The sequence below is a fragment of the Mycobacterium sp. IDUB_5 genome (assembly GCF_055419565.1).
Map to the genome: position 1 here is coordinate 337570 of NZ_JBVAXX010000005.1, position 17010 is coordinate 354579.

Consider the following 17010-nt stretch of genomic DNA (forward strand, 5'->3'; position numbering starts at 1 on the left):
GCGTCAATCCTGCTTGCTGATCAGCCGAGTCAAGGCCTCGCGGTCGGGGTTGAGTAGCTCGTCGATCCGCGGCTGGTTCACGTCGGCGACGATGATCTCGCCGACCTCCTGGTAGACGTCGCTGAAGATGCCGTGGCTCTTCATCTTCTCGGTCTGATAGATGTTGTCCTCGGTGGGCGTGACGTAGTAGACGATCTCGGCCTTGAAGCGGTGGATCAGCCACAAATGGATCACGTCCATCAACCGCTTCTGCCGCAACTGCTCGGCGAACGTGTTCTGATCGCGCACCGTCAGGATGCTGCGGCCGTGCCGATCCTTGATCGGGTCGACGACGACGTTGGCCAGCGGCTCCTCCCCGTCACCCAGGATCTGCAGATCCAGCACGTCCGAGCCGGCCCGTCGAGGACGCAGCTGCACGTGCAGCTTCTCCGGCAGTTCGTTGTGCGCACTCCACAGCGCCAGCCAGTCCTCGAGCAGCTTCTTGGGCACCTCGGTCTGCACCAGGTGCTGGTGCTGCGTGGAGCCCTTGCCCATCGACTTCGTGGTCGCCGTCCGCCCGGACGAGGCCGCCAGCGCGGCGTCGGAGCGCGGGCCACCGACGAGCGTTTGCGGTGTGCGATACGGCGATTCGACGAGGCGCATCTTGCGCTGCAACCGCGCCAGGGCCAGCATGCCCTCCTGGCGTAGCGACGTCGCGAACTCCTCGGACGCCACGCCGTCGACCTGATGGCCGCCGTAGGTGATGAAGTTGAAGACGAACCCCATCTTCCCGATCTCCTCGGGGAACGCGCGCATCTCCTCGTCGGTCATCCCGGTGGTGTCCCAGTTGAACGACGGCGAGAGGTTATAGGCGAGCATCTTGTCCGGATAGACCGCATGGATGGCGTCGGCGAACTGCTTGGCGTCGGCCAGGTCAGCGGTCTTGGTCTCCATCCACAGGATGTCGGCGAACGGGGCGGCGGCCAGGGACTTCGCGATCGCGTAGGGGATGCCGCCGCGCACCTGGTAGTACCCCTCGGGCGTCTTGGCCCGTTCGCAGTCCCACGCCGCGTCGGCACCGAGTTCCTTGGCTTTCTCCCGCGCGATGTAGAGCGGTGCGCGTTCGGCGAACTCGCGCCACTGGCTGGCGCTCATCGCCGCCGACTCGCCTTCGCGCTCCCGGAATTCCAGCAGGTCGGCGACCGCGCCGGCGTAGGTGTCGAGGCCGGCGTCGTCCTGCCAGGCATCGACGAAGCGGGACTCGACGGTGTCGAACGCCGCGTCAAGGGATTGCTCTGCCCCGTCCTGCCATGCGGCCGCGGTCTGGTCGATGACCTCCAACACGCCATGGCGGCCCAGCCAGGCCTCGGCGGTGGCGTACTCGCCGTCGGGCAGCGCGTAGAGCAGGTGACCGTTCAGCTCGGTCACGCCCTTGTCGTAGAAGCGACGCACCATCGCCAGGAAGCACGACTTGTACGACGGAATCCTGAGATTGGTGACGCCGAGCAGGAACGGCTGATCGCGTTCGTCGGCCCGGCTGTCGATCAGGTTGGCCGCCTCGGCGTCGGTGCGCGCGACGATGATGCCGGGCACCCGCATGACGTCGAGCTGGAAGCGAGCGGTGTTGAGCCGCTTGATCTGCTCGTCCGACGGCACCAGCACCTTGCCACCTTGGTGGCCGCACTTCTTGGTTCCCGGGCGCTGGTCCTCGATGTGGTATCCGGGCACTCCGTTCTCGACGAAGCGACGAATCAGGTTGCGCACGTGAGGATCTCCGCCATGGCCGGTGTCGGCATCGGCGATGATGAACGGCCGGTAGTCGTATTCCGGGGTGGCCGCCCGCTGTTCGGGAGTCATCTGCAGCCGCAGATACTGCTGGTTACGGTCGGCAGTCAACAACGCGCGCACGATGCCGGCGGCCTCCTCGGGCACCTGGCTGAGCGGATAGCTGGCCAGATCAGGTCCCGGGTCCTCGCTGATCGACCCCTTCGCCGAGGTGGCCCAGCCGCCGAGGTAGATGCCTTCGATGCCCATCCGCTTCATCACCACGGCCTGGCCGGGGGAGTAGGGGCCGAAGGTGGTGATGCTCTTGCCCTGGGCGAACAGCTCGCGCAGGTGGGGGTGGAACGCGGTGGCGGCCTCACGCGCCACCGGGTAGTCGGCGGGGATCGTGCCGCGCTGCTCGGCGACCTGACGTGCGGTGTAGAGGCGGATGATGCCCTCGAAACGGGGACTGTCGAAATAGCGCTGGGTGTCGACGACATCGCGCTCGAACGGGGTCTGGGGCGCGAGGTCAGCTTCGGTGATGGCCATGACCCACCCTAGAGCCGGGCATGAGCGGGCGGGGAGCTATTTGGTGCCGAAGATGCGGTCGCCGATGTCGCCGAGGCCGGGCAGGATGTAGCCGTTGCTGTCGAGCTCCCGATCGATGGCGGCGGTGAAGATCGGCACGTCGGGGTGCGCCTTCGTCATCGCCGCGATCCCTTCCGGACAGGTGACCAGGCAGACGAATTTGACCGATGTGGGGTGGAGCTCGCGGACCCGCTCGACTGCCGCGACCGCCGAGTGTCCGGTGGCGAGAAGCGGATCGAGCACCACGACGTCGCGCTCGGCCAGATCGCTCGGCATCTTGAAGTAATACTCCACGGTGACTTGGCTTTTCGGCTCGCGGTAGAGCCCGATGTGGCCGACGCGAGCCGAGGGCACCACGTCGAGCATGCCGTCGAGGATTCCGGTGCCCGCCCGCAGCACCGAAACGAACACCACCTTCTTGCCGTCGATGACAGTGCCGGTGGTGGTCTCCATCGGAGTGTCGACCTCGACCTCGTGCACGGCGAGGTCACGTAGCACCTCGTAGGCCATCAGGGCCGACACCTCGCGTACCAGGCGACGGAAGGTGTTCGTCGACGCGTCGCGGCGCCGCATGAGCGTGATCTTGTGCTGGACCAGCGGATGGTCGACCAGGTGCACCCCGGACACAGAGGAAGTCATCTAGAACACCGTCCCGTCACTGACCACGTTCAGCGGGGGCAGCCCGCCGCGTAACCGCTGCGCGGATTCCCGCCCGGCCGCCCATGTACCGCCTTCCAGCACGCACGCGAGCGGCAACTCCTCGACCCCGAGCCGCTCACGCACCAGCGGGGCGATCTCGTCGAGCAGGGCCACGGTCAACCCACGCCATTCGACCACCAGTTCGTCGGCGGGCGTCCACGGTCGAGCGGCGACCGCGGGATCGCGCAGCCGCACTACGGCGCCGTCCAGTAACAGGCCGCCGTTGCGGTACTCGGGCAGCCCGGTCAGCGCGTCGATCCCGGTCACCGTCACACCGGCCCACTGCAGCGGCTCGATCAGTGAATAGGTGAGCCACTGCGAGAGCTTGTGAAACGGAAGCCAGCCCGCGGTCGCGCCGGGACCCGCCACCGCGTCGTGGCGCCAGCAGTCGCCGAGTGGTTCACCGTCGATGACGTTGTGCGACGGCCAGATTCGCGATAGCGAGGTGAGCAGCAGGACCAGCAGGTCGTGGGCGTCCACTGTGCCGGAGGAGGACGAGGAGGCGTCGAACAGGCCGCCGGGCCTGCCGTGCGGACCGAACACATCGGGTTGGTCGGCGAGCGCGGCGCCGAGACTGCGCATCAGCGCAACCCGGCCGGACAGGCCGACGAGCGGATTGTCGGCGGACACCTGCAGGACGCTGGCGAGATCGTCGTCGGTCAGGCCGCGCAGCGCGTCAGCATCGACCTGCAGCAGGTGGTCCGGATCGCTGGAGAACGCGCCCGCCGTGAAGCCGTGCCAGCTGGCCACCGCGAGGCCCTCCGAGCGGTGGTAGCGCACTCCGTTCTCGACGAACGCCCACTGCGCACCGGCCCCGGCGTCGAGCAGCACGCTCACCGCGGTGAGGTCGATCATGGCCCGGGCGCGGTCGCTGTCCGGCACGTCACCGAGCAGATGCGTGAGCTGGCCGGTGCGGTCGACACCGCCGGCGGCGAAATGCCGCCAGCGGCTGTGCGGCGGGATGTCGAGATCGGGAAACCGGCTGCGGGTCAGCGCAGCGACGTCGTCGGCGACGCGCTGGAGGGCGCCGTCGTCGACGGTGAACCAGCGGGAGTCACCCGCCCGGGCACGGTCGAGCAGCGACGCCGACCGTGTCCGCACCGCCGTCGTGGTGCGCAGCACCTCCGCAGCCTCAGCGGCCTCGGCCGGGGCCGTCACCCCTGCAGCCCCCTGCCTTTGACTTGCTTGAGTTCTTCGGCGTCGGGAACCTCACCGGGCGTGTAGTAGCCGGCGGCCATCTTCGCGTCGATCTCGACGCGGGCATCGGCGGGGATCAGCTCGTCGGGAATGGAGACACGTTCGCCCACGGCGATGCCCGCACCGGTGATCGCGTCGTACTTCATGTTGCTCATCGACACCAACCGGTGGATCTTCGTCACCCCGAACCAGTGCAGGACATCGGGCATCAACTCCTGGAAACGCATGTCCTGCACGCCCGCAACGCATTCGGTGCGAGTGAAGTACTGGTCTGCGGTGTCACCGCCGACCTGGCGTTTGCGCGCGTTGTACACGAGGAACTTGGTCACCTCGCCCAGCGCGCGACCTTCCTTGCGGGAGTACGCGACCAGCCCGACCCCGCCGCGCTGGGCGCCCATGATGCACTCCTCGATGGCGTGGGTCAGGTACGGCCGGCAGGTGCAGATGTCGGAGCCGAAGACGTCCGAGCCGTTGCACTCGTCGTGCACCCGCGCGGTGAGCTCGACGGTCGGGTCGGCCAAGTGCTGGGGGTCGCCGAAGATGTACACCGTCTGACCGCCGATCGGAGGCAGGAATACCTCGAGGTCCGGACGCGTCACCAGTTCGGGATACATGCCGCCGGTCTCTTCGAAAAGCACACGGCGCAAATCGTTTTCGCTGCATCCGAAGCGTGCGGCGACACCGGGCAGGTGCCACACCGGTTCGACGGCGGCCTTGGTGACCTGCGCCGCGCCGGTCCCGAGCAGGATGCGCCCGTCAGGGATCAGCCGGCCTTTCGCGAGCGCATCGGCGATCTCGGGCAGGATGACCTGCGCTTTGGTCACCGCGATGGTGGGCCTGATGTCGATGCCTGCGGCGATCTGGTCGGCGAACGCCTCGGTGACCATCGCCCCCCACGGGTCCAGACTGACGATGGTCGTCGGGTCCGTCCACTGCGGGAACGGGCCGATGCGATCGGTCGGCGCTGTGTCGGTCAGGTCGGCGCGGTGGTCGGGGGACAGCTTGCCCGCGGCGACGGCCAGCGCCCGGTAGACGCCGTAGGCGCCACTGTGCGCGCCGATCACGTTGCGGTTCGCACGGGCGGTGGTACCGACGATCGGACCGCGCTCGGCGGCCGTCTTCGCGCCCCAGTGCAGAGCGGGCGCGTCGATCCCCCCGCTGTGCGACGTCAGTCGGACGTGTCCGGTGGGCATCGGTGTCCTCCGTTTGCTCGGTCCGACCAGAGAATCCGCCAGCTTAGCCACTACGTGGCGGATGCGCCCGCGATCGCCTGCGGCCACGTCTCATGCCGGTGCGCGGCGTCGAAGAACATCCATTCGTAGCGGGAGGTGGTCACGAAATGCGCGCGGGCGGCGGCTTCGTCGGCCTCGGTGAGCGTGGGCCCCACCCGGTCGGCGAGCGCGATGACCTCGGAGACGGTCGCGGCGAACTCGTCGCCGCCGTAGCTGTCGATCCAGCGTTGGTATCGCGGGTCGGTCGAGCCCCGCTGGGCCAGCTCAGCACCCACCTCGGCGTAGATCCAGTAGCAGGGCAACACCGCGGCGAGCCCGTCGGCGAACGAGCCCTCGTAGACCGTCGCGATCAGGTAGCTGTTGTAGGCCTGTGTGGTCGGGGCGACGGGGACGGCGTCCACCGCCTCGGCGGACAGACCGAGCGCGGGCAGCAGCGCAGAATGCAGTTCGAGCTCGACGTCGAAGACCTCGGCCGCGTGCCGGGCGAACATCGCGGTATCGGCGAGCGTGCCCGCCTTGGCGCCGACGACCGCCAGCGCCCGGGCGTAAGCCCGCAGGTAGTGGACGTCCTGTGCCACATAGTGGGCGAAGGCCGCGGGGTCGAGGGTGCCGTCGGTCAGCCCGGTGAGAAAGGGGTGGGCGGTGATCGCGTCGAAGATCGGGGCGATGTCGCGCCACAGTCGTGAGCTCCAGGAATCGGTGCGGCCAGAACCGATGCGGGGCGCGACCCCGATGCGCAATGTCATGCCGATCATCCTGTCAGCGATGAATTCTGTGTGCCCGTCCGGTCAAAACTGACGACCCGTTGCCCCACCGTTGACAGGATGGTCCGAATGAGCCAGTCCGCCCTTCCCCCCGTCGTCGACTCCGCCACGTGGCGCGCGGAGCTCGACGAGCTGCGCGCCCGCGAGAAGGCCGCCACCCGCGAACTCGACGCGATCGCCGCGCAGCGCCGTCGGCTGCCGATGGTCGAGATGGGTGATTACACGTTGATCGGAGCCGACGGCCCGGTCCGGCTCGCCGACATCTTCGACGGACGAAGCCAACTCATCGTCTACAACCACATGTGGAGCGACGGCCAGACGTGGCAGTGCGGCGGCTGTACCGGGTTCACCTCGCAGTTCACCCGCTTGGATTTCCTCGACAGTTACGACGCCCGGTTCGTCATCGTCACTGCGGGCCCGATCGAGGAGGCGCTGGCCTACAAAAAGCGGGTCGGGAACCAGATGGAGTGGTACTCATCGTCGCAGAGTTCGTTCGCCGCCGACGTCGACGCCGCGCCGGGAACGGGTTTCGGGGTCAACGTGTTCGTGCGGGACGGGGACCGCGTCTATCGCACCTGGCACACCAACGGCCGGGGCACCGAGCAGTTGAGCCACTCGTTCGCGTTGCTCGACATCCTGCCGTGGGGCCGCCAGGAGGTCTGGCAGGACTCACCGCAGGGCTGGCCTCAGCGCCCGACGTACTCGGGGTGGCTGGATTCGCCCGACATCGCGCGCATCTACGGCGATCCGGAGGCCTGACCCGGGCGCGACGAAACCGTCGCCGCTTGGCACACTGTGCGCATGGCACAGATAACTTTGCGTGGAAACCCGATCAACACCGTTGGAGAGCTTCCCGCTGTCGGATCGTCGGCACCCGGGTTCACGCTCGTCGGAACCGATCTCGGCACCGTCGGCGACGATCAGTTCCGTGGTAAGCCGCTGCTGCTGAACATCTTTCCCTCCGTCGACACCCCGGTGTGTGCGGCCAGCGTGCGCACGTTCAACGAGCGCGCGGCCGCGGCGGGTGGCACCGTGCTCTGCGTGTCGAACGATCTGCCGTTCGCCCAGAAGCGATTCTGCGGCGCCGAGGACATCGAGAACGTGACCCCGGCCTCGGCGTTCCGGGACAGCTTCGGCGACGACTACGGCGTCACGATCACTGACGGCCCGATGGCCGGCCTGCTGGCGCGCGCGGTCGTGGTGGTCGGCGCCGATGGCACCGTCTCCTACACCGAACTGGTGCCCGAGATCGGCCAGGAGCCCGATTACGACGCTGCGCTGGCCGCCCTGGGCGCGTGATGCGCGACACACCCTAGAGGCCGACGCGCCGGCATAGGTCACCGTTCGATCCCGGTCGGGCATCTGATTGATTCGCAGTCCTGCGACGACGTAAAAACACCCGCTCAGGTGGTGTAGAAGTGGTCATAGTGACTGTTGTGATCTGGTGTCGATGAGATCAGCGCCTCGGCGGTGCTGACAGAAAGCGGTGGAAGTGCCATGCGAGCGGTTCGTGGGTTTGTCGTCCTGGTTCTCGGGTTCGCGCTGAGCCTGGCCCTGATGGTCGCGGCGCCCGGCCTCGCGGGCGCTCAGCCCACGCGCTCGGCCACCAACCAGAAGGCCGTCGAGATCGTCATCGCCCGCGCGCTGTCCCAGCGCGGCGTCCCCTTCGCCTACGGCGGTGGCGGCGCGTCCGGGCCCAGCAAGGGCACGGCCGCCGCGCCCGCCGATCCGGCACAGCCGGATCAGGCGGCCTCGGATGCCTCCGCCCTCGACCTGACCACTCCCGGGCTCAACCTGCCCGCTGCCGTTCCGACACCGGCACCGGCTCCTCGGGTCGAGGTGGTGGGCTTCGACGCATCCGGTCTGATGGTCTACTCCTACGCCGGAGTGGGCGTGAAGTTGCCGCGCTCTTCTGGCGAGATGTACAAGGTCGGCCAGAAGGTGATGCCGTCGCTGGCGCTGCCGGGTGACCTGCTGTTCTACGGCCCGGACGGTACCCAGAGCGTCGCACTGTTCATCGGCAACGGAAAGATGGTGGAGACCACCGATTCCGGCGTCGCCGTGTCCGAGGTACGAACCAAGGACATGACCCCCTACCTGGTTCGCATCATCGCCTGACCGATTGCGCCACAGAGGGATTCATGCCCGCGTCCAGGCCTTCTAGGATGCGGGCATGAGCCTTCGAGCCGGACGGCGCGTCCCGATCGAGTCAGGGCTGCTGCAGATCGAGGACTGTCTGGCCGCCGACGGTCACATCGATCTGCCCGACGGCACCACCTTCGTCTCGCTGATCGACCGCAACATCGCCCATGTCGGTGACGAGGTCGCCTACCGCTACCTCGACTTCTCCGGTCCCGCCACGACGACCCGCGACATCACGTGGAGCCGGCTCGGTGTGCGGATGGCCGCGATCGCCGCCCAGCTGCAGAGCCTGACGGCCGCGGGGGAGCGCGTCGCGGTGCTCGCACCGCAGGGAATCGACTACATCACCGGGTTTTTCGCCGCGATCAAGGCCGGCACGATCGCGGTCCCCCTGTTCGCGCCCGAACTGCCGGGCCACGCCGAACGTCTCGACGTCGCACTACACGATTCACGCCCCGCCGCGATCCTGACGACGCGCGCCGCACGGGAATCCGTGGTGGCGTTCCTCGATCAGATGACGGGTCTGAACCGGCCGCCGATCGTCACCGTCGACGACGTACCGGACGGCGCGGCAACCGAGTTCGTCCCGACCAGCCTCGACGTCGACGATGTCTCGCATCTGCAGTACACGGGTGGCGCCACCCGCGCGCCGGTCGGTGTCGAGATCACCCACCGGGCGGTCGGCACCAACCTGGTGCAGATGATCCTGTCGATCGACCTGCTGGACCGCAACACCCACGGGGTCAGCTGGCTGCCCCTTTACCACGACATGGGTCTGTCGATGATCGGGTTCCCGGCTGTCTACGGCGGCCATTCGACACTGATGTCGCCGACGGCGTTCCTGCGCAGGCCCCTTCGCTGGGTGGAGGCGCTGTCGGCCGGGTCAGCGGCCGGCCGCGTGGTCACCGCCGCTCCGAATTTCGCCTACGAGTGGACCGCGGCCCGGGGCGTTCCTGCCGCCGATTCGGCCGTCGACCTCGCCAACGTCGTGTTGATCATCGGCTCCGAACCGGTCAGCCTCGACGCCATCGATGCTTTCACCGCGTCGTTCTCCCCGTTCGGCCTGCCTCCCTCCGCGTTCAAACCCTCGTACGGGATCGCCGAGGCGACACTGCTCGTCGCGACGACAGCGCCCACGGCGGCCCCACGCGTGCTCCATGTCGATCGTGACGAACTGGCCCGCGGTGTCGCGATTCCCGTCCCGCGCGGCCACGAGCGCGCGGTGGCACACGTGTCATGCGGGCAGGTCGCCCGCAGCCAGTGGTGCGCCATCGTCGATCCGGACACCGAAAGTGAGGTCCCCGACGGACAAGTGGGCGAGCCCTGGCTACAGGGGGACAACCTCGGCCGCGGCTACTGGAACCGCGCCGACGAGACACGCCGCACCTTCGGCGCGCGCCTGGCGTCCCGTCTCGATGACGGCAGCCACGCCACGGGTGCGGACCTCGGTCGATCATGGCTGCGCACCGGCGATCTCGGGTTCTATCTCGACGGCGAGCTGTACATCGTCGGCCGGATCGCCGATGTCGTGGTGCTCGGCGAGCAGCGCTACTCGCCGCTGGATCTGGAGTCGACCGCTGCGGACGCCTCACCGATGGTGCGCCGAGGTTACGTCGCGGCGTTCGCGGTAGGCGATCGCCTGGTCATCGTCGCCGAGCGTGCGACGGGCAGCGGGCGCAGCGATCCGACTGTCGCCGCCGAAGCCGTCACCGACACTGTCCGGCAACGTCATCGAGCGACGGTGAGTGACGTCCGTATCGTCCCTGCCGGGACGATCCCGCGCACCACCAGTGGCAAGTTGGCACGGCGAGCATGCCGCGACGCATACCTCGCCGGCACTTTCGACTAGGTGACCGCCACCGTCACGTCACAGAGACGAACGGACTCAGCACGTCCCTGACGAACTGCGTCACGTTGGTCTTGGGATTGCTGTCCGGAAAGCTCACCGTGGCAAGCACATTGCCACCGGCATCGGCGAAGTTGCCGTCCGCGCGGTCCTGGTGTGACGACGACGTGACCAGGATGATGCCCGAGGCGCCGGCGTCGCGGGCCAACGGCACCGAGAACTGCGCGTTCTGCACGGTGCTGTTGGCGCGATCCTCGACGATGATCCTGTCGTCGGGCAGCCCGAGAACGCGCAGCGTCTTGCGCATCTCGCCGGCCTCGGTGCGTCCGTTGTGCGGATTGCCGCCCGTCACGATGACCGGCGACTGCGGGAACATCTGCGCCACGGCGAGCCCGGTGAGCACGCGGGTGTAGAGGATCGGCCGCATGGTGCCGTTGTCCTTGAGTCCGTATCCCAGGATCACGATGGCCGGCTTCGAGAAGTCCTTGGCCGCAAGGGGAGGGGCCGCGTGTGAAGCGGGCGCCACACCGACGAGCACCGCGAGCATGGCCGTGAGCGCGTACACCAGTCGCGCCGCGGTACCGGATTGGGTCACGATTGTTCATCGCCACACAGCCGCCGCGTATTACGGTCCGGTCTCGAAGACTCAACGATGCGGGAGTATCCGTCGTCGTTGTTGGCGCGATCGACGCGGACGTGGTCTGGTGGAAGATGATGTCTTCCTCGATGTCTTCCCACATTCGCATCCGAGCGGCGCTGGCCGTGACCGCCGGCGCTGTAGCCCTGCTCGCCGCCGCTCCGTCGGCCGCCTCGACCCCTCCATCGGACAGTCAGGGATATGTCGATTCCACCGCGCGGTGCGCTGCGCCGGCGACCGTGGTCGTGTTCGGCAGCACGTCGGGCTCACGTGTGGCGATCTGCAAGGGCACCGACGGGGAACTCGAGTACCGCGGGGTGAGGGTGCGCGACGGCGCCAAACTGATCGCTCCGGCGACTCAGTCCGCTGACGGTGCCTTCACCGCCACCCGGGACGGCATCGAGTACATGGTGACCTCCGACGCGCTGGTCATCAGTGCTGCCGAGAAGGTCATCCGCGACGAAGAGATGCTCGATTTCCACCGGCCGGGCAGCGCCGCCGCGCCGCAGACACCCAATGCCCAGACACCCAAGACGTCGACCACCCCGCTTCCGCCCCCACTGCCTGCCGAGGTCGGCGGCGACGGGAGCTGACGGTCACTGCACCGGCTGCACCGTCACCTCGTCGCCCACGCGCAAGGTTCCTGAACTCAGGAGCCGACAGACCGACCCGCCGCGCCGTGACATCGCAGCAGCGGCACCGGGACCGATCCAGTCGTCGAGCAGCCGGCACGGGGCGCTGAGTCGCACCACCTCCAGATCGACGTCGCCGATGCGGATCCGGGTGCCGGGCTTGGTGGGGACGTCTCCGCGGTCGACGGTGATGTTGCGGCGCGTCGCGCCGGAATCGACAGGTCGGCCGAGTTGAGCGGCGGCAGCGTCGAGCGCTTCTCGGGACTGAAGTGTCACGTGCCGGTGGCGGGTGCCGTGGTATCGATCGCCCACCAACCCCTTGCCCTCTTCGGCGATCACCGACTCCACTGACCGCGTCGGGATGCGCCGGCCGGGCGCCACGTGGATCTCAAGGATGTGCACGACTGGCGAGCCTACTCATCGCCGGAGCTGACGGAATGGCGTAAGAATTTGCTCACATGTGGTGGCCGAATTAACTGACGTGCCCGTCAGCAAATCGATCGACACAAATTATTCCTCGCGTTTCGGTGGACAATTCATCACATTCTGGATACGTTTCACGCGGTCGGGGCCACACAGCAACATGGAGGGGTCGCGTCATGCGCACTACCGCACGTTCTTATGTCACCGCCGGCGTAGCCCTGATGGGGGCCGGAGTCATCTCCGCCACACCGGTCACCCCGAACCTCGACCTGCAGATGAAGAGCTATGACGTGGGGTTGGTCGCCGCCACGCAGAGTTGCGCCGCGGGCAGCACGAGCGCCCTGTGCGCGCCCCCGACGACGGGCCTCCCGTCGGCGGCCCCGTTCGCGACCACCACAGACAGCACGAACATTCTCAACATTCCGGCGAACCTGTTTATCGCACTTGCCAATACGCCGTACAACTTCTTCAACGCCCTCGGCGAGGGCAACGTCGCGCTCGGTTCCGATCCCAACGGTGACTTCAGCTTCCAGCCCACCTACGAGGGGGTGACGCTGACCCAGCCGGAGGGCAGCGTCGTCGGCCTCGGTCGCAACCTCCGCTACACCGGCAACTGGTGGGTGTACAGCCAGACCAACATCCTGGGCACCGATCCGGCGGATCCGTCGCGGTATCAGGCGCTGACCAACGTGCTCGTGCCGTTCCCGGCGCTGTCGGTCCCGCTGGGGAACATGGTCGCAGCGATCGCGGCCTCGCAGCTACCCATGGATGTCGGATGCACCGGAACCGGCCCCGGCGCGTGTGACCATCCCGAGGCAATTCTCAGCAAAATGTTTGATCTTCGTCACGTGGTGGCGCTGTTTTCGCCCGATGGCTACACGTATCCCGAAACCCGTGCCGGCATCACGTGCAGCGCGGACGGCCAGTGCTACGTCAAGGACGAGGACGGTCCCGAGGTGCCGTGGTCCGGTGAGACCGTGAAGCTCGACCCGACAGCGCCGTTCACCAGCTTCTACAACAGCCTCACCAAGACGCCCGACTTCTCCGAGATCAAGCCGGTGACACCGCAATTCGTGGCAGGGAGCCTGACGAGCCTCGCCAACGGCATCAACACCGACTTCAACCCGTTCGTCCTCGGCACGCAGTGCACCGTGTGCGCGCCGTTCGTGCCCAACCCGGACAACAAGCCGATTCCGGGACCGGTGTTCACCGATCCCGACAGCTCGACTGCCACGACGCTGGCCGCCGACGAGAAGACCGCCGCGCCCGAGGCCACGCCTGAGACGAAGACCGACGAGAAGGCCGTTACTCCCGCCGAGGTGAAGACCTCCGCCGCGGACGAGGCCGTCTCCGACACCACAGGCAGCACGAGCACCACGTCGGGACCCAAGCACCGCAAGCCCACCGCGACGAGCACGGCGATCAAGCAGGTGCGCGACTCGATCAACGCGAGCGTCTCGAAGGTGACCGACAGCCTCTCGAAGAAGCCGAAGGCCACCGAGTCGAGCAGCAGCACGAGCGCCAGCAAGAGCAGCGACTCGGGCAAGGGCGGTTCCGAGGACTGAGTGCGGCGCGGGTGGGTTGCGCCGCGACGCGCAGCCCACCCGCAGCCACGCTCACAGGTAGGGGTCGGCCCAGGCGCTGATGATCCGGGCCGCGCGGGCGGCCTGATTCTTCTCGGTCAGCAGATGGTCGGCACCCTCCAGCGACACGAAGCTGCGGGGGTGCCGCGCGGCGCGGAAGATGTCGCTGGCATTGCCGATGCCGACGGTGTTGTCGGTGGGCGAATGCATGACCAGCAGTGCGCGCCGCAGCGTCTTGATGCGCTCGCGCAGGTCAGCGTCGCGGACGTCCTCGATGAAGTGCCGCCGCAGTGTGAGCGCCTTGCCACCGATGAGAAGCGGTGCCTCCCCGTCGGATTCGATGCGTTCGACCAGTGCGTCGTAGATGTGCTCCACATGGGCGGGCTGGAACGGCGCGCCGACACTGGCCACCGCGGTCACCGTCGGGCACTCGTGGGCCGCCGCAATCGCGGCGGAACCGCCGAAGGAGTGACCGACCAGCAGACGTACCTCGCGCCCGGAGTCGTTCATGAATTCGACCGCGCGCACGGTGTCGGCGACCTTGTGGGAGAACGATCCGTCACCCCAGTCACCCTCGGAGTGGCCCAGGCCGAGGTTGTCGAAGCGCAGCATCCCGATGCCCTCGCTGGCCAGTTGCTTGCACATGCGGCTGGCGGCCGGGCAGTCCTTGCCCAGCGTGAAGCCGTGTGCGAAGACGCCCCAGCCGCGGATCTCGCCGTCCGGGGTGTCGATCAGGCCGGCCAACGCCGGACCGCTGCTGCTGGGGAACTTCACGCGTTCTGCCACGCCGTCATCCTCTCAGTTCTCCCCGTGGCGCATCCTGGTGAGGAGCGACGGGAGCAGATGTGGCGATGAAGGTGCGGTTCGGAGTCAGCCTGGGCACGGATGTAGGCCCCGACGGGTTGGGCGATGTCGTCGACCGACTCGAAGCCGAGGGGGTCGATTCCCTGTGGTTTTCCGAGCTCGTGTACTCGCCGGCGATCGACCCGACCGTCGGCATGGCTGTCGCGCTGGCGCGCACCGAGCACCTCAAGGTGGGAACGTCGGTCGCGGTGCTTCCCGGCCGGCACCCGGTGCTGGTCGCCAAACAGCTGCTGTCGCTGGCGACGCTGGCGCCCAAAAGGGTGTTACCCGTGTTCGGGTTGCGCTCGGCACTGCCGGCCGAGCGCGATCTGTTCGTCGTGCCCGAGGGCAAGCGCGGTGCGGTGTTCGACGAGTCGTTGACGCTGCTGCGCCGTGTGCTACGGGAGGACTCAGTGACGTTCACCGGGGAGTTCTTCTCGGTGCGCGACGCCGCGATCACTCCGAAACCCGCTGCGCGACTGGATGTGTGGCTGGGCGGATCCTCGGCGGCGGGGTATCGGCGCATCGGGACCTACGCCGACGGATGGTTGGGCAGCTTCCTCACCCCTGACGAGACCCGGGGCGCGGTGGAGGAGATCCGCGCGGCCGCCGCCAAGGCCGGCCGGCACGTCCCCGACGACCACTTCGGCATCAACGTGGCGGTCGGCGCCGGCGATCTGCCTGATGCGGTGCGGGCGGCGGTCCACGCTCGACGGCCCGACGTCGACGCCGCGGAACTCGTAGCTCGCGACTGGACTTCGCTGCATGCGATGCTCGACGGCTACATCGACGCGGGCCTGACGAAGTTCGTCATCCGTCCACTCGGCTCGGCCGACACGGGTGAGTTCCTGGACAGGTTCGTCGAAGAGCTTCTGCCGCGGCAGAACTGATCTCGCACGACAACGCGAGCACGATCGTCAGACGGTGACGTCGAAGCCCAGGTCGACATCACAGGCAGCCCTGCCACCACGAATGCCCCAGTTTTCGAGCGCGCTGTCACGCACGACGATGGTCACGTGATCAGGCGGGATGCCCAACGCGCTCAGGCGATTCACGATCTCCTGATACAACCTGCGCTTGGCCTGCACCGAGCGACCGGCAAAGCAGTCGACGGCCACGAACGTGTACCGCTCCGGCTGAGCCAACGTGGGATTGTGCGCGAACCGATGCGGCTCGTGACTGACGAGCCGAACGTGCTTGTCTTCCCGGGGAATCTGGAACGCCACCACCAGGGCTTCGTGTACGGCGTCGATGATCGCGATCTCCTCATCGACGCGGTATCGCTGCCGAACTTCGATCACAGTGCTGGGCATCGCAGCATCCTCACACACGGTCCGGCTGACGGTCAGCTGGATTTCAGCGCAGCGGATCAGCCGCACGTGCCACACTGCGAACCATGATCGAGATGCTGTCGGACCTGCCGCCGGGCGTCGCGGGATTCCGGGTGTCCGGCCGCCTCGACGGTGCCGATCTGCGGGAGTTCCAGCCCTCGGTGGAGGAGATGCTCGCGACGGGGGAGATCCGGCTCGTCGAGGTGATCGCCGACGACTACGAGGGGTTCGGCCCGGGCGGCCTGGCCGAGGACCTGCGGCTCGGGCTCGATGTGCTGAGGCATCACCATGGCGCGTTCCGCCGGATCGCCGTGGTCACCGACAAGGACTGGGTGATCCACGCGCTGCACGCCTTTGCCTGGCTGGTACCCGGCGAGGCTGCGCTGTTCTCCCTCTCCGAGCTGGACGCGGCGGTCAGCTGGGCGGCCGGGTCAGCGCCGGCCCAGTAGCCACGCGCGTCCGTCTCCCTCGCCGGCGGCGATCACGTCGAGAGCGGCGAACGCCCGGGTGAGTTCTCCGGCCGGTGCGCGATAGCGGCCGGGTCCCGCGCCGACCTCGCTGAGCACGCTGACGGCCATCAGCCCGCCGCGCACCACCCGCTCGATCATCGATCGGTACAGCGCAGGTGCGCGAAACATGCTGCACAGCAACACATCCGCCGGCTCACCGAGGGGCAGACCGTCGTCGAGGTCGGCTACCGCGACGTGGCAGCTCGGCAGAACGCCGCTCGTGTCGGCCAGTGCCCGCGCCGCATCCACCGCGGCGGGGGAGATGTCGTAGGCGTGGACGGTCACCCCCCGCTGCGCCAGCCACACCGCGGCGCCGCCGCGCCCGCACGCGAGATCGAGCGCACGACCGCGCCGAGGCATCACGTCGGCGAACGGGTGAAAGGGCGCGGGGAGGCCGACGGCACCGTCGTCTCCCGGGGGCAGCGATCGGTAGCGCTCCTCCCACCGGAGACGGTCGTCGTCGGACACGCCGTCATGGTAGGTCCGCCGCGCGGATACGGATCGGGCCGCGCCAGTCGCCGTCAGGGTCGAGGACCTCACCGCGCTGGGTGATCTCGACCAGGCCGCGCCGGGCGAGGCGGCGGGAGATGTCGCGGGCGGTGTCCATCGAGGCCCGCCAGTCCGCGCCGCCGACAGCGCGGGCGGCGTCCGAGGGACAGGTGCTGCTGGTGGCTCCGCGGTGTCCGGCCAGCGCGCGGATCGCCGCGTCGAGTCGCTGCTCGAGCGGACCATCACCCAACGCGGCGCGGGCGGTACCGGCGTGCGGGCCCGGGCCGTCGGCGATCGTCTCGAGTTCGGTGCGGAGGCGGTCGGACACAGGTCCAGTGAAGCAGCCCGACGC

Annotated in this window: 19 protein-coding genes; 8 read left to right on the forward strand and 11 right to left on the reverse strand. The window is 68.1% G+C overall.

Annotated elements, in window-relative coordinates; genetic code table 11:
• Nucleotides 1-3 precede the first annotated feature (3 nt).
• The 5 genes from aceA to tenA are packed head-to-tail and all read right to left on the reverse strand — an operon-like array spanning nt 4 to nt 6205.
• Nucleotides 4-2292: an isocitrate lyase ICL2 gene (aceA, locus tag ACZY1G_RS18380; RefSeq protein WP_463823229.1), complete on the reverse strand. Its 2289-nt coding sequence runs from the start codon at nt 2290-2292 to the stop codon at nt 4-6.
• 36 nt (nt 2293-2328) lie between these two features.
• Nucleotides 2329-2970, reverse strand: coding sequence for a uracil phosphoribosyltransferase (gene upp / locus ACZY1G_RS18385; RefSeq protein ID WP_463816149.1), 642 nt, complete (start codon nt 2968-2970; stop codon nt 2329-2331).
• Nucleotides 2971-4188, reverse strand: coding sequence for a URC4/urg3 family protein (locus ACZY1G_RS18390; RefSeq protein WP_463823230.1), 1218 nt, complete (start codon nt 4186-4188; stop codon nt 2971-2973).
• The gene (locus ACZY1G_RS18395; protein WP_463823231.1) at nt 4185-5420 is read right to left on the reverse strand and encodes a GTP cyclohydrolase II; all 1236 of its coding nucleotides are present in this window, start codon (nt 5418-5420) and stop codon (nt 4185-4187) included. Before ACZY1G_RS18395 ends, ACZY1G_RS18390 begins: the two co-directional genes overlap by 4 nt.
• 50 nt (nt 5421-5470) lie before the next feature.
• Nucleotides 5471-6205 (reverse strand): thiaminase II, encoded by a 735-nt coding sequence (gene tenA, locus ACZY1G_RS18400; protein WP_463823232.1) that lies wholly within the window; start codon nt 6203-6205, stop codon nt 5471-5473.
• A gap of 87 nt (nt 6206-6292) precedes the next feature.
• Between tenA and ACZY1G_RS18405 the strand changes: the two genes are divergently transcribed.
• From ACZY1G_RS18405 to ACZY1G_RS18420, 4 genes are all read left to right on the forward strand, one after another.
• Nucleotides 6293-6982, forward strand: a complete 690-nt coding sequence (locus tag ACZY1G_RS18405) for a DUF899 domain-containing protein (RefSeq protein ID WP_463816153.1) — start codon at nt 6293-6295, stop codon at nt 6980-6982.
• Nucleotides 6983-7024: 42 nt separating this feature from the next.
• Entirely contained in the window at nt 7025-7522 is a 498-nt protein-coding gene (gene tpx, locus ACZY1G_RS18410) for a thiol peroxidase (protein ID WP_463816154.1), read from the forward strand.
• Between the two features lie 198 nt (nt 7523-7720).
• Complete coding sequence (ripD, locus tag ACZY1G_RS18415; RefSeq protein ID WP_463816155.1) at nt 7721-8341, forward strand: NlpC/P60 family peptidoglycan-binding protein RipD; 621 nt, start codon at nt 7721-7723, stop codon at nt 8339-8341.
• A gap of 55 nt (nt 8342-8396) precedes the next feature.
• Nucleotides 8397-10214: a fatty acyl-AMP ligase gene (locus ACZY1G_RS18420; protein WP_463823233.1), complete on the forward strand. Its 1818-nt coding sequence runs from the start codon at nt 8397-8399 to the stop codon at nt 10212-10214.
• Nucleotides 10215-10227: 13 nt separating this feature from the next.
• On the opposite strand, the gene ACZY1G_RS18425 is transcribed toward ACZY1G_RS18420, so the two are convergent.
• Entirely contained in the window at nt 10228-10758 is a 531-nt protein-coding gene (locus ACZY1G_RS18425; RefSeq protein WP_463823412.1) for a YdcF family protein, read from the reverse strand.
• Nucleotides 10759-10937: 179 nt separating this feature from the next.
• Here ACZY1G_RS18425 and ACZY1G_RS18430 point away from each other — a divergent pair, with 179 nt between their 5' ends.
• Nucleotides 10938-11441 carry a hypothetical protein gene (locus ACZY1G_RS18430; protein WP_463823234.1) on the forward strand — a complete coding sequence of 168 codons (504 nt, stop codon included), beginning with the start codon at nt 10938-10940 and terminating at the stop codon, nt 11439-11441.
• A 3-nt stretch (nt 11442-11444) separates the two neighbouring features.
• On the opposite strand, the gene ACZY1G_RS18435 is transcribed toward ACZY1G_RS18430, so the two are convergent.
• Nucleotides 11445-11882 (reverse strand): MOSC domain-containing protein, encoded by a 438-nt coding sequence (locus ACZY1G_RS18435; RefSeq protein ID WP_463823235.1) that lies wholly within the window; start codon nt 11880-11882, stop codon nt 11445-11447.
• 197 nt (nt 11883-12079) lie between these two features.
• On the opposite strand from ACZY1G_RS18435, the gene ACZY1G_RS18440 reads away from it, so the two are divergent.
• Nucleotides 12080-13468, forward strand: coding sequence for a hypothetical protein (locus tag ACZY1G_RS18440; protein ID WP_463823236.1), 1389 nt, complete (start codon nt 12080-12082; stop codon nt 13466-13468).
• A 51-nt stretch (nt 13469-13519) separates the two neighbouring features.
• On the opposite strand, the gene ACZY1G_RS18445 is transcribed toward ACZY1G_RS18440, so the two are convergent.
• Nucleotides 13520-14272, reverse strand: a complete 753-nt coding sequence (locus tag ACZY1G_RS18445) for an alpha/beta hydrolase family protein (RefSeq protein ID WP_463816160.1) — start codon at nt 14270-14272, stop codon at nt 13520-13522.
• 65 nt (nt 14273-14337) lie between these two features.
• On the opposite strand from ACZY1G_RS18445, the gene ACZY1G_RS18450 reads away from it, so the two are divergent.
• A complete protein-coding gene (locus tag ACZY1G_RS18450; protein WP_463823237.1) occupies nt 14338-15219 on the forward strand; it encodes a TIGR03854 family LLM class F420-dependent oxidoreductase in 882 nt (293 codons plus the stop codon).
• Nucleotides 15220-15246: 27 nt separating this feature from the next.
• Here ACZY1G_RS18450 and ACZY1G_RS18455 read toward each other — a convergent pair whose 3' ends face one another.
• The gene (locus ACZY1G_RS18455; RefSeq protein ID WP_463823238.1) at nt 15247-15642 is read right to left on the reverse strand and encodes a tautomerase family protein; all 396 of its coding nucleotides are present in this window, start codon (nt 15640-15642) and stop codon (nt 15247-15249) included.
• Nucleotides 15643-15725: 83 nt separating this feature from the next.
• On the opposite strand from ACZY1G_RS18455, the gene ACZY1G_RS18460 reads away from it, so the two are divergent.
• A complete protein-coding gene (locus tag ACZY1G_RS18460) occupies nt 15726-16109 on the forward strand; it encodes a SpoIIAA family protein (RefSeq protein ID WP_463823239.1) in 384 nt (127 codons plus the stop codon).
• Here ACZY1G_RS18460 and ACZY1G_RS18465 read toward each other — a convergent pair.
• Both ACZY1G_RS18465 and ACZY1G_RS18470 read right to left on the reverse strand, forming a co-directional pair.
• Nucleotides 16092-16637 (reverse strand): class I SAM-dependent methyltransferase, encoded by a 546-nt coding sequence (locus ACZY1G_RS18465; RefSeq protein WP_463816164.1) that lies wholly within the window; start codon nt 16635-16637, stop codon nt 16092-16094. The genes ACZY1G_RS18460 and ACZY1G_RS18465 overlap by 18 nt on opposite strands.
• Before the next feature lie 4 nt (nt 16638-16641).
• Nucleotides 16642-16986, reverse strand: a complete 345-nt coding sequence (locus tag ACZY1G_RS18470) for a DUF3253 domain-containing protein (RefSeq protein WP_463816165.1) — start codon at nt 16984-16986, stop codon at nt 16642-16644.
• Nucleotides 16987-17010: the final 24 nt, after the last annotated feature.

Bases quoted from the DNA above. Each gene is read 5' to 3' on its own strand.
- ACZY1G_RS18460 (WP_463823239.1), top strand. From the start codon at position 15,726: ATGATCGAGATGCTGTCGGACCTGCCGCCGGGCGTCGCGGGATTCCGG.
- tpx (WP_463816154.1), top strand. From the start codon at position 7,025: ATGGCACAGATAACTTTGCGTGGAAACCCGATCAACACCGTTGGAGAG.
- ACZY1G_RS18395 (WP_463823231.1), bottom strand. From the start codon at position 5,420: ATGCCCACCGGACACGTCCGACTGACGTCGCACAGCGGGGGGATCGAC.
- tenA (WP_463823232.1), bottom strand. From the start codon at position 6,205: ATGACATTGCGCATCGGGGTCGCGCCCCGCATCGGTTCTGGCCGCACC.
- ACZY1G_RS18430 (WP_463823234.1), top strand. From the start codon at position 10,938: ATGTCTTCCCACATTCGCATCCGAGCGGCGCTGGCCGTGACCGCCGGC.
- ACZY1G_RS18405 (WP_463816153.1), top strand. From the start codon at position 6,293: ATGAGCCAGTCCGCCCTTCCCCCCGTCGTCGACTCCGCCACGTGGCGC.
- ACZY1G_RS18425 (WP_463823412.1), bottom strand. From the start codon at position 10,758: ATGCTCGCGGTGCTCGTCGGTGTGGCGCCCGCTTCACACGCGGCCCCT.
- aceA (WP_463823229.1), bottom strand. From the start codon at position 2,292: ATGGCCATCACCGAAGCTGACCTCGCGCCCCAGACCCCGTTCGAGCGC.
- upp (WP_463816149.1), bottom strand. From the start codon at position 2,970: ATGACTTCCTCTGTGTCCGGGGTGCACCTGGTCGACCATCCGCTGGTC.
- ACZY1G_RS18455 (WP_463823238.1), bottom strand. From the start codon at position 15,642: ATGCCCAGCACTGTGATCGAAGTTCGGCAGCGATACCGCGTCGATGAG.
- ACZY1G_RS18450 (WP_463823237.1), top strand. From the start codon at position 14,338: ATGAAGGTGCGGTTCGGAGTCAGCCTGGGCACGGATGTAGGCCCCGAC.
- ripD (WP_463816155.1), top strand. From the start codon at position 7,721: ATGCGAGCGGTTCGTGGGTTTGTCGTCCTGGTTCTCGGGTTCGCGCTG.
- ACZY1G_RS18440 (WP_463823236.1), top strand. From the start codon at position 12,080: ATGCGCACTACCGCACGTTCTTATGTCACCGCCGGCGTAGCCCTGATG.
- ACZY1G_RS18420 (WP_463823233.1), top strand. From the start codon at position 8,397: ATGAGCCTTCGAGCCGGACGGCGCGTCCCGATCGAGTCAGGGCTGCTG.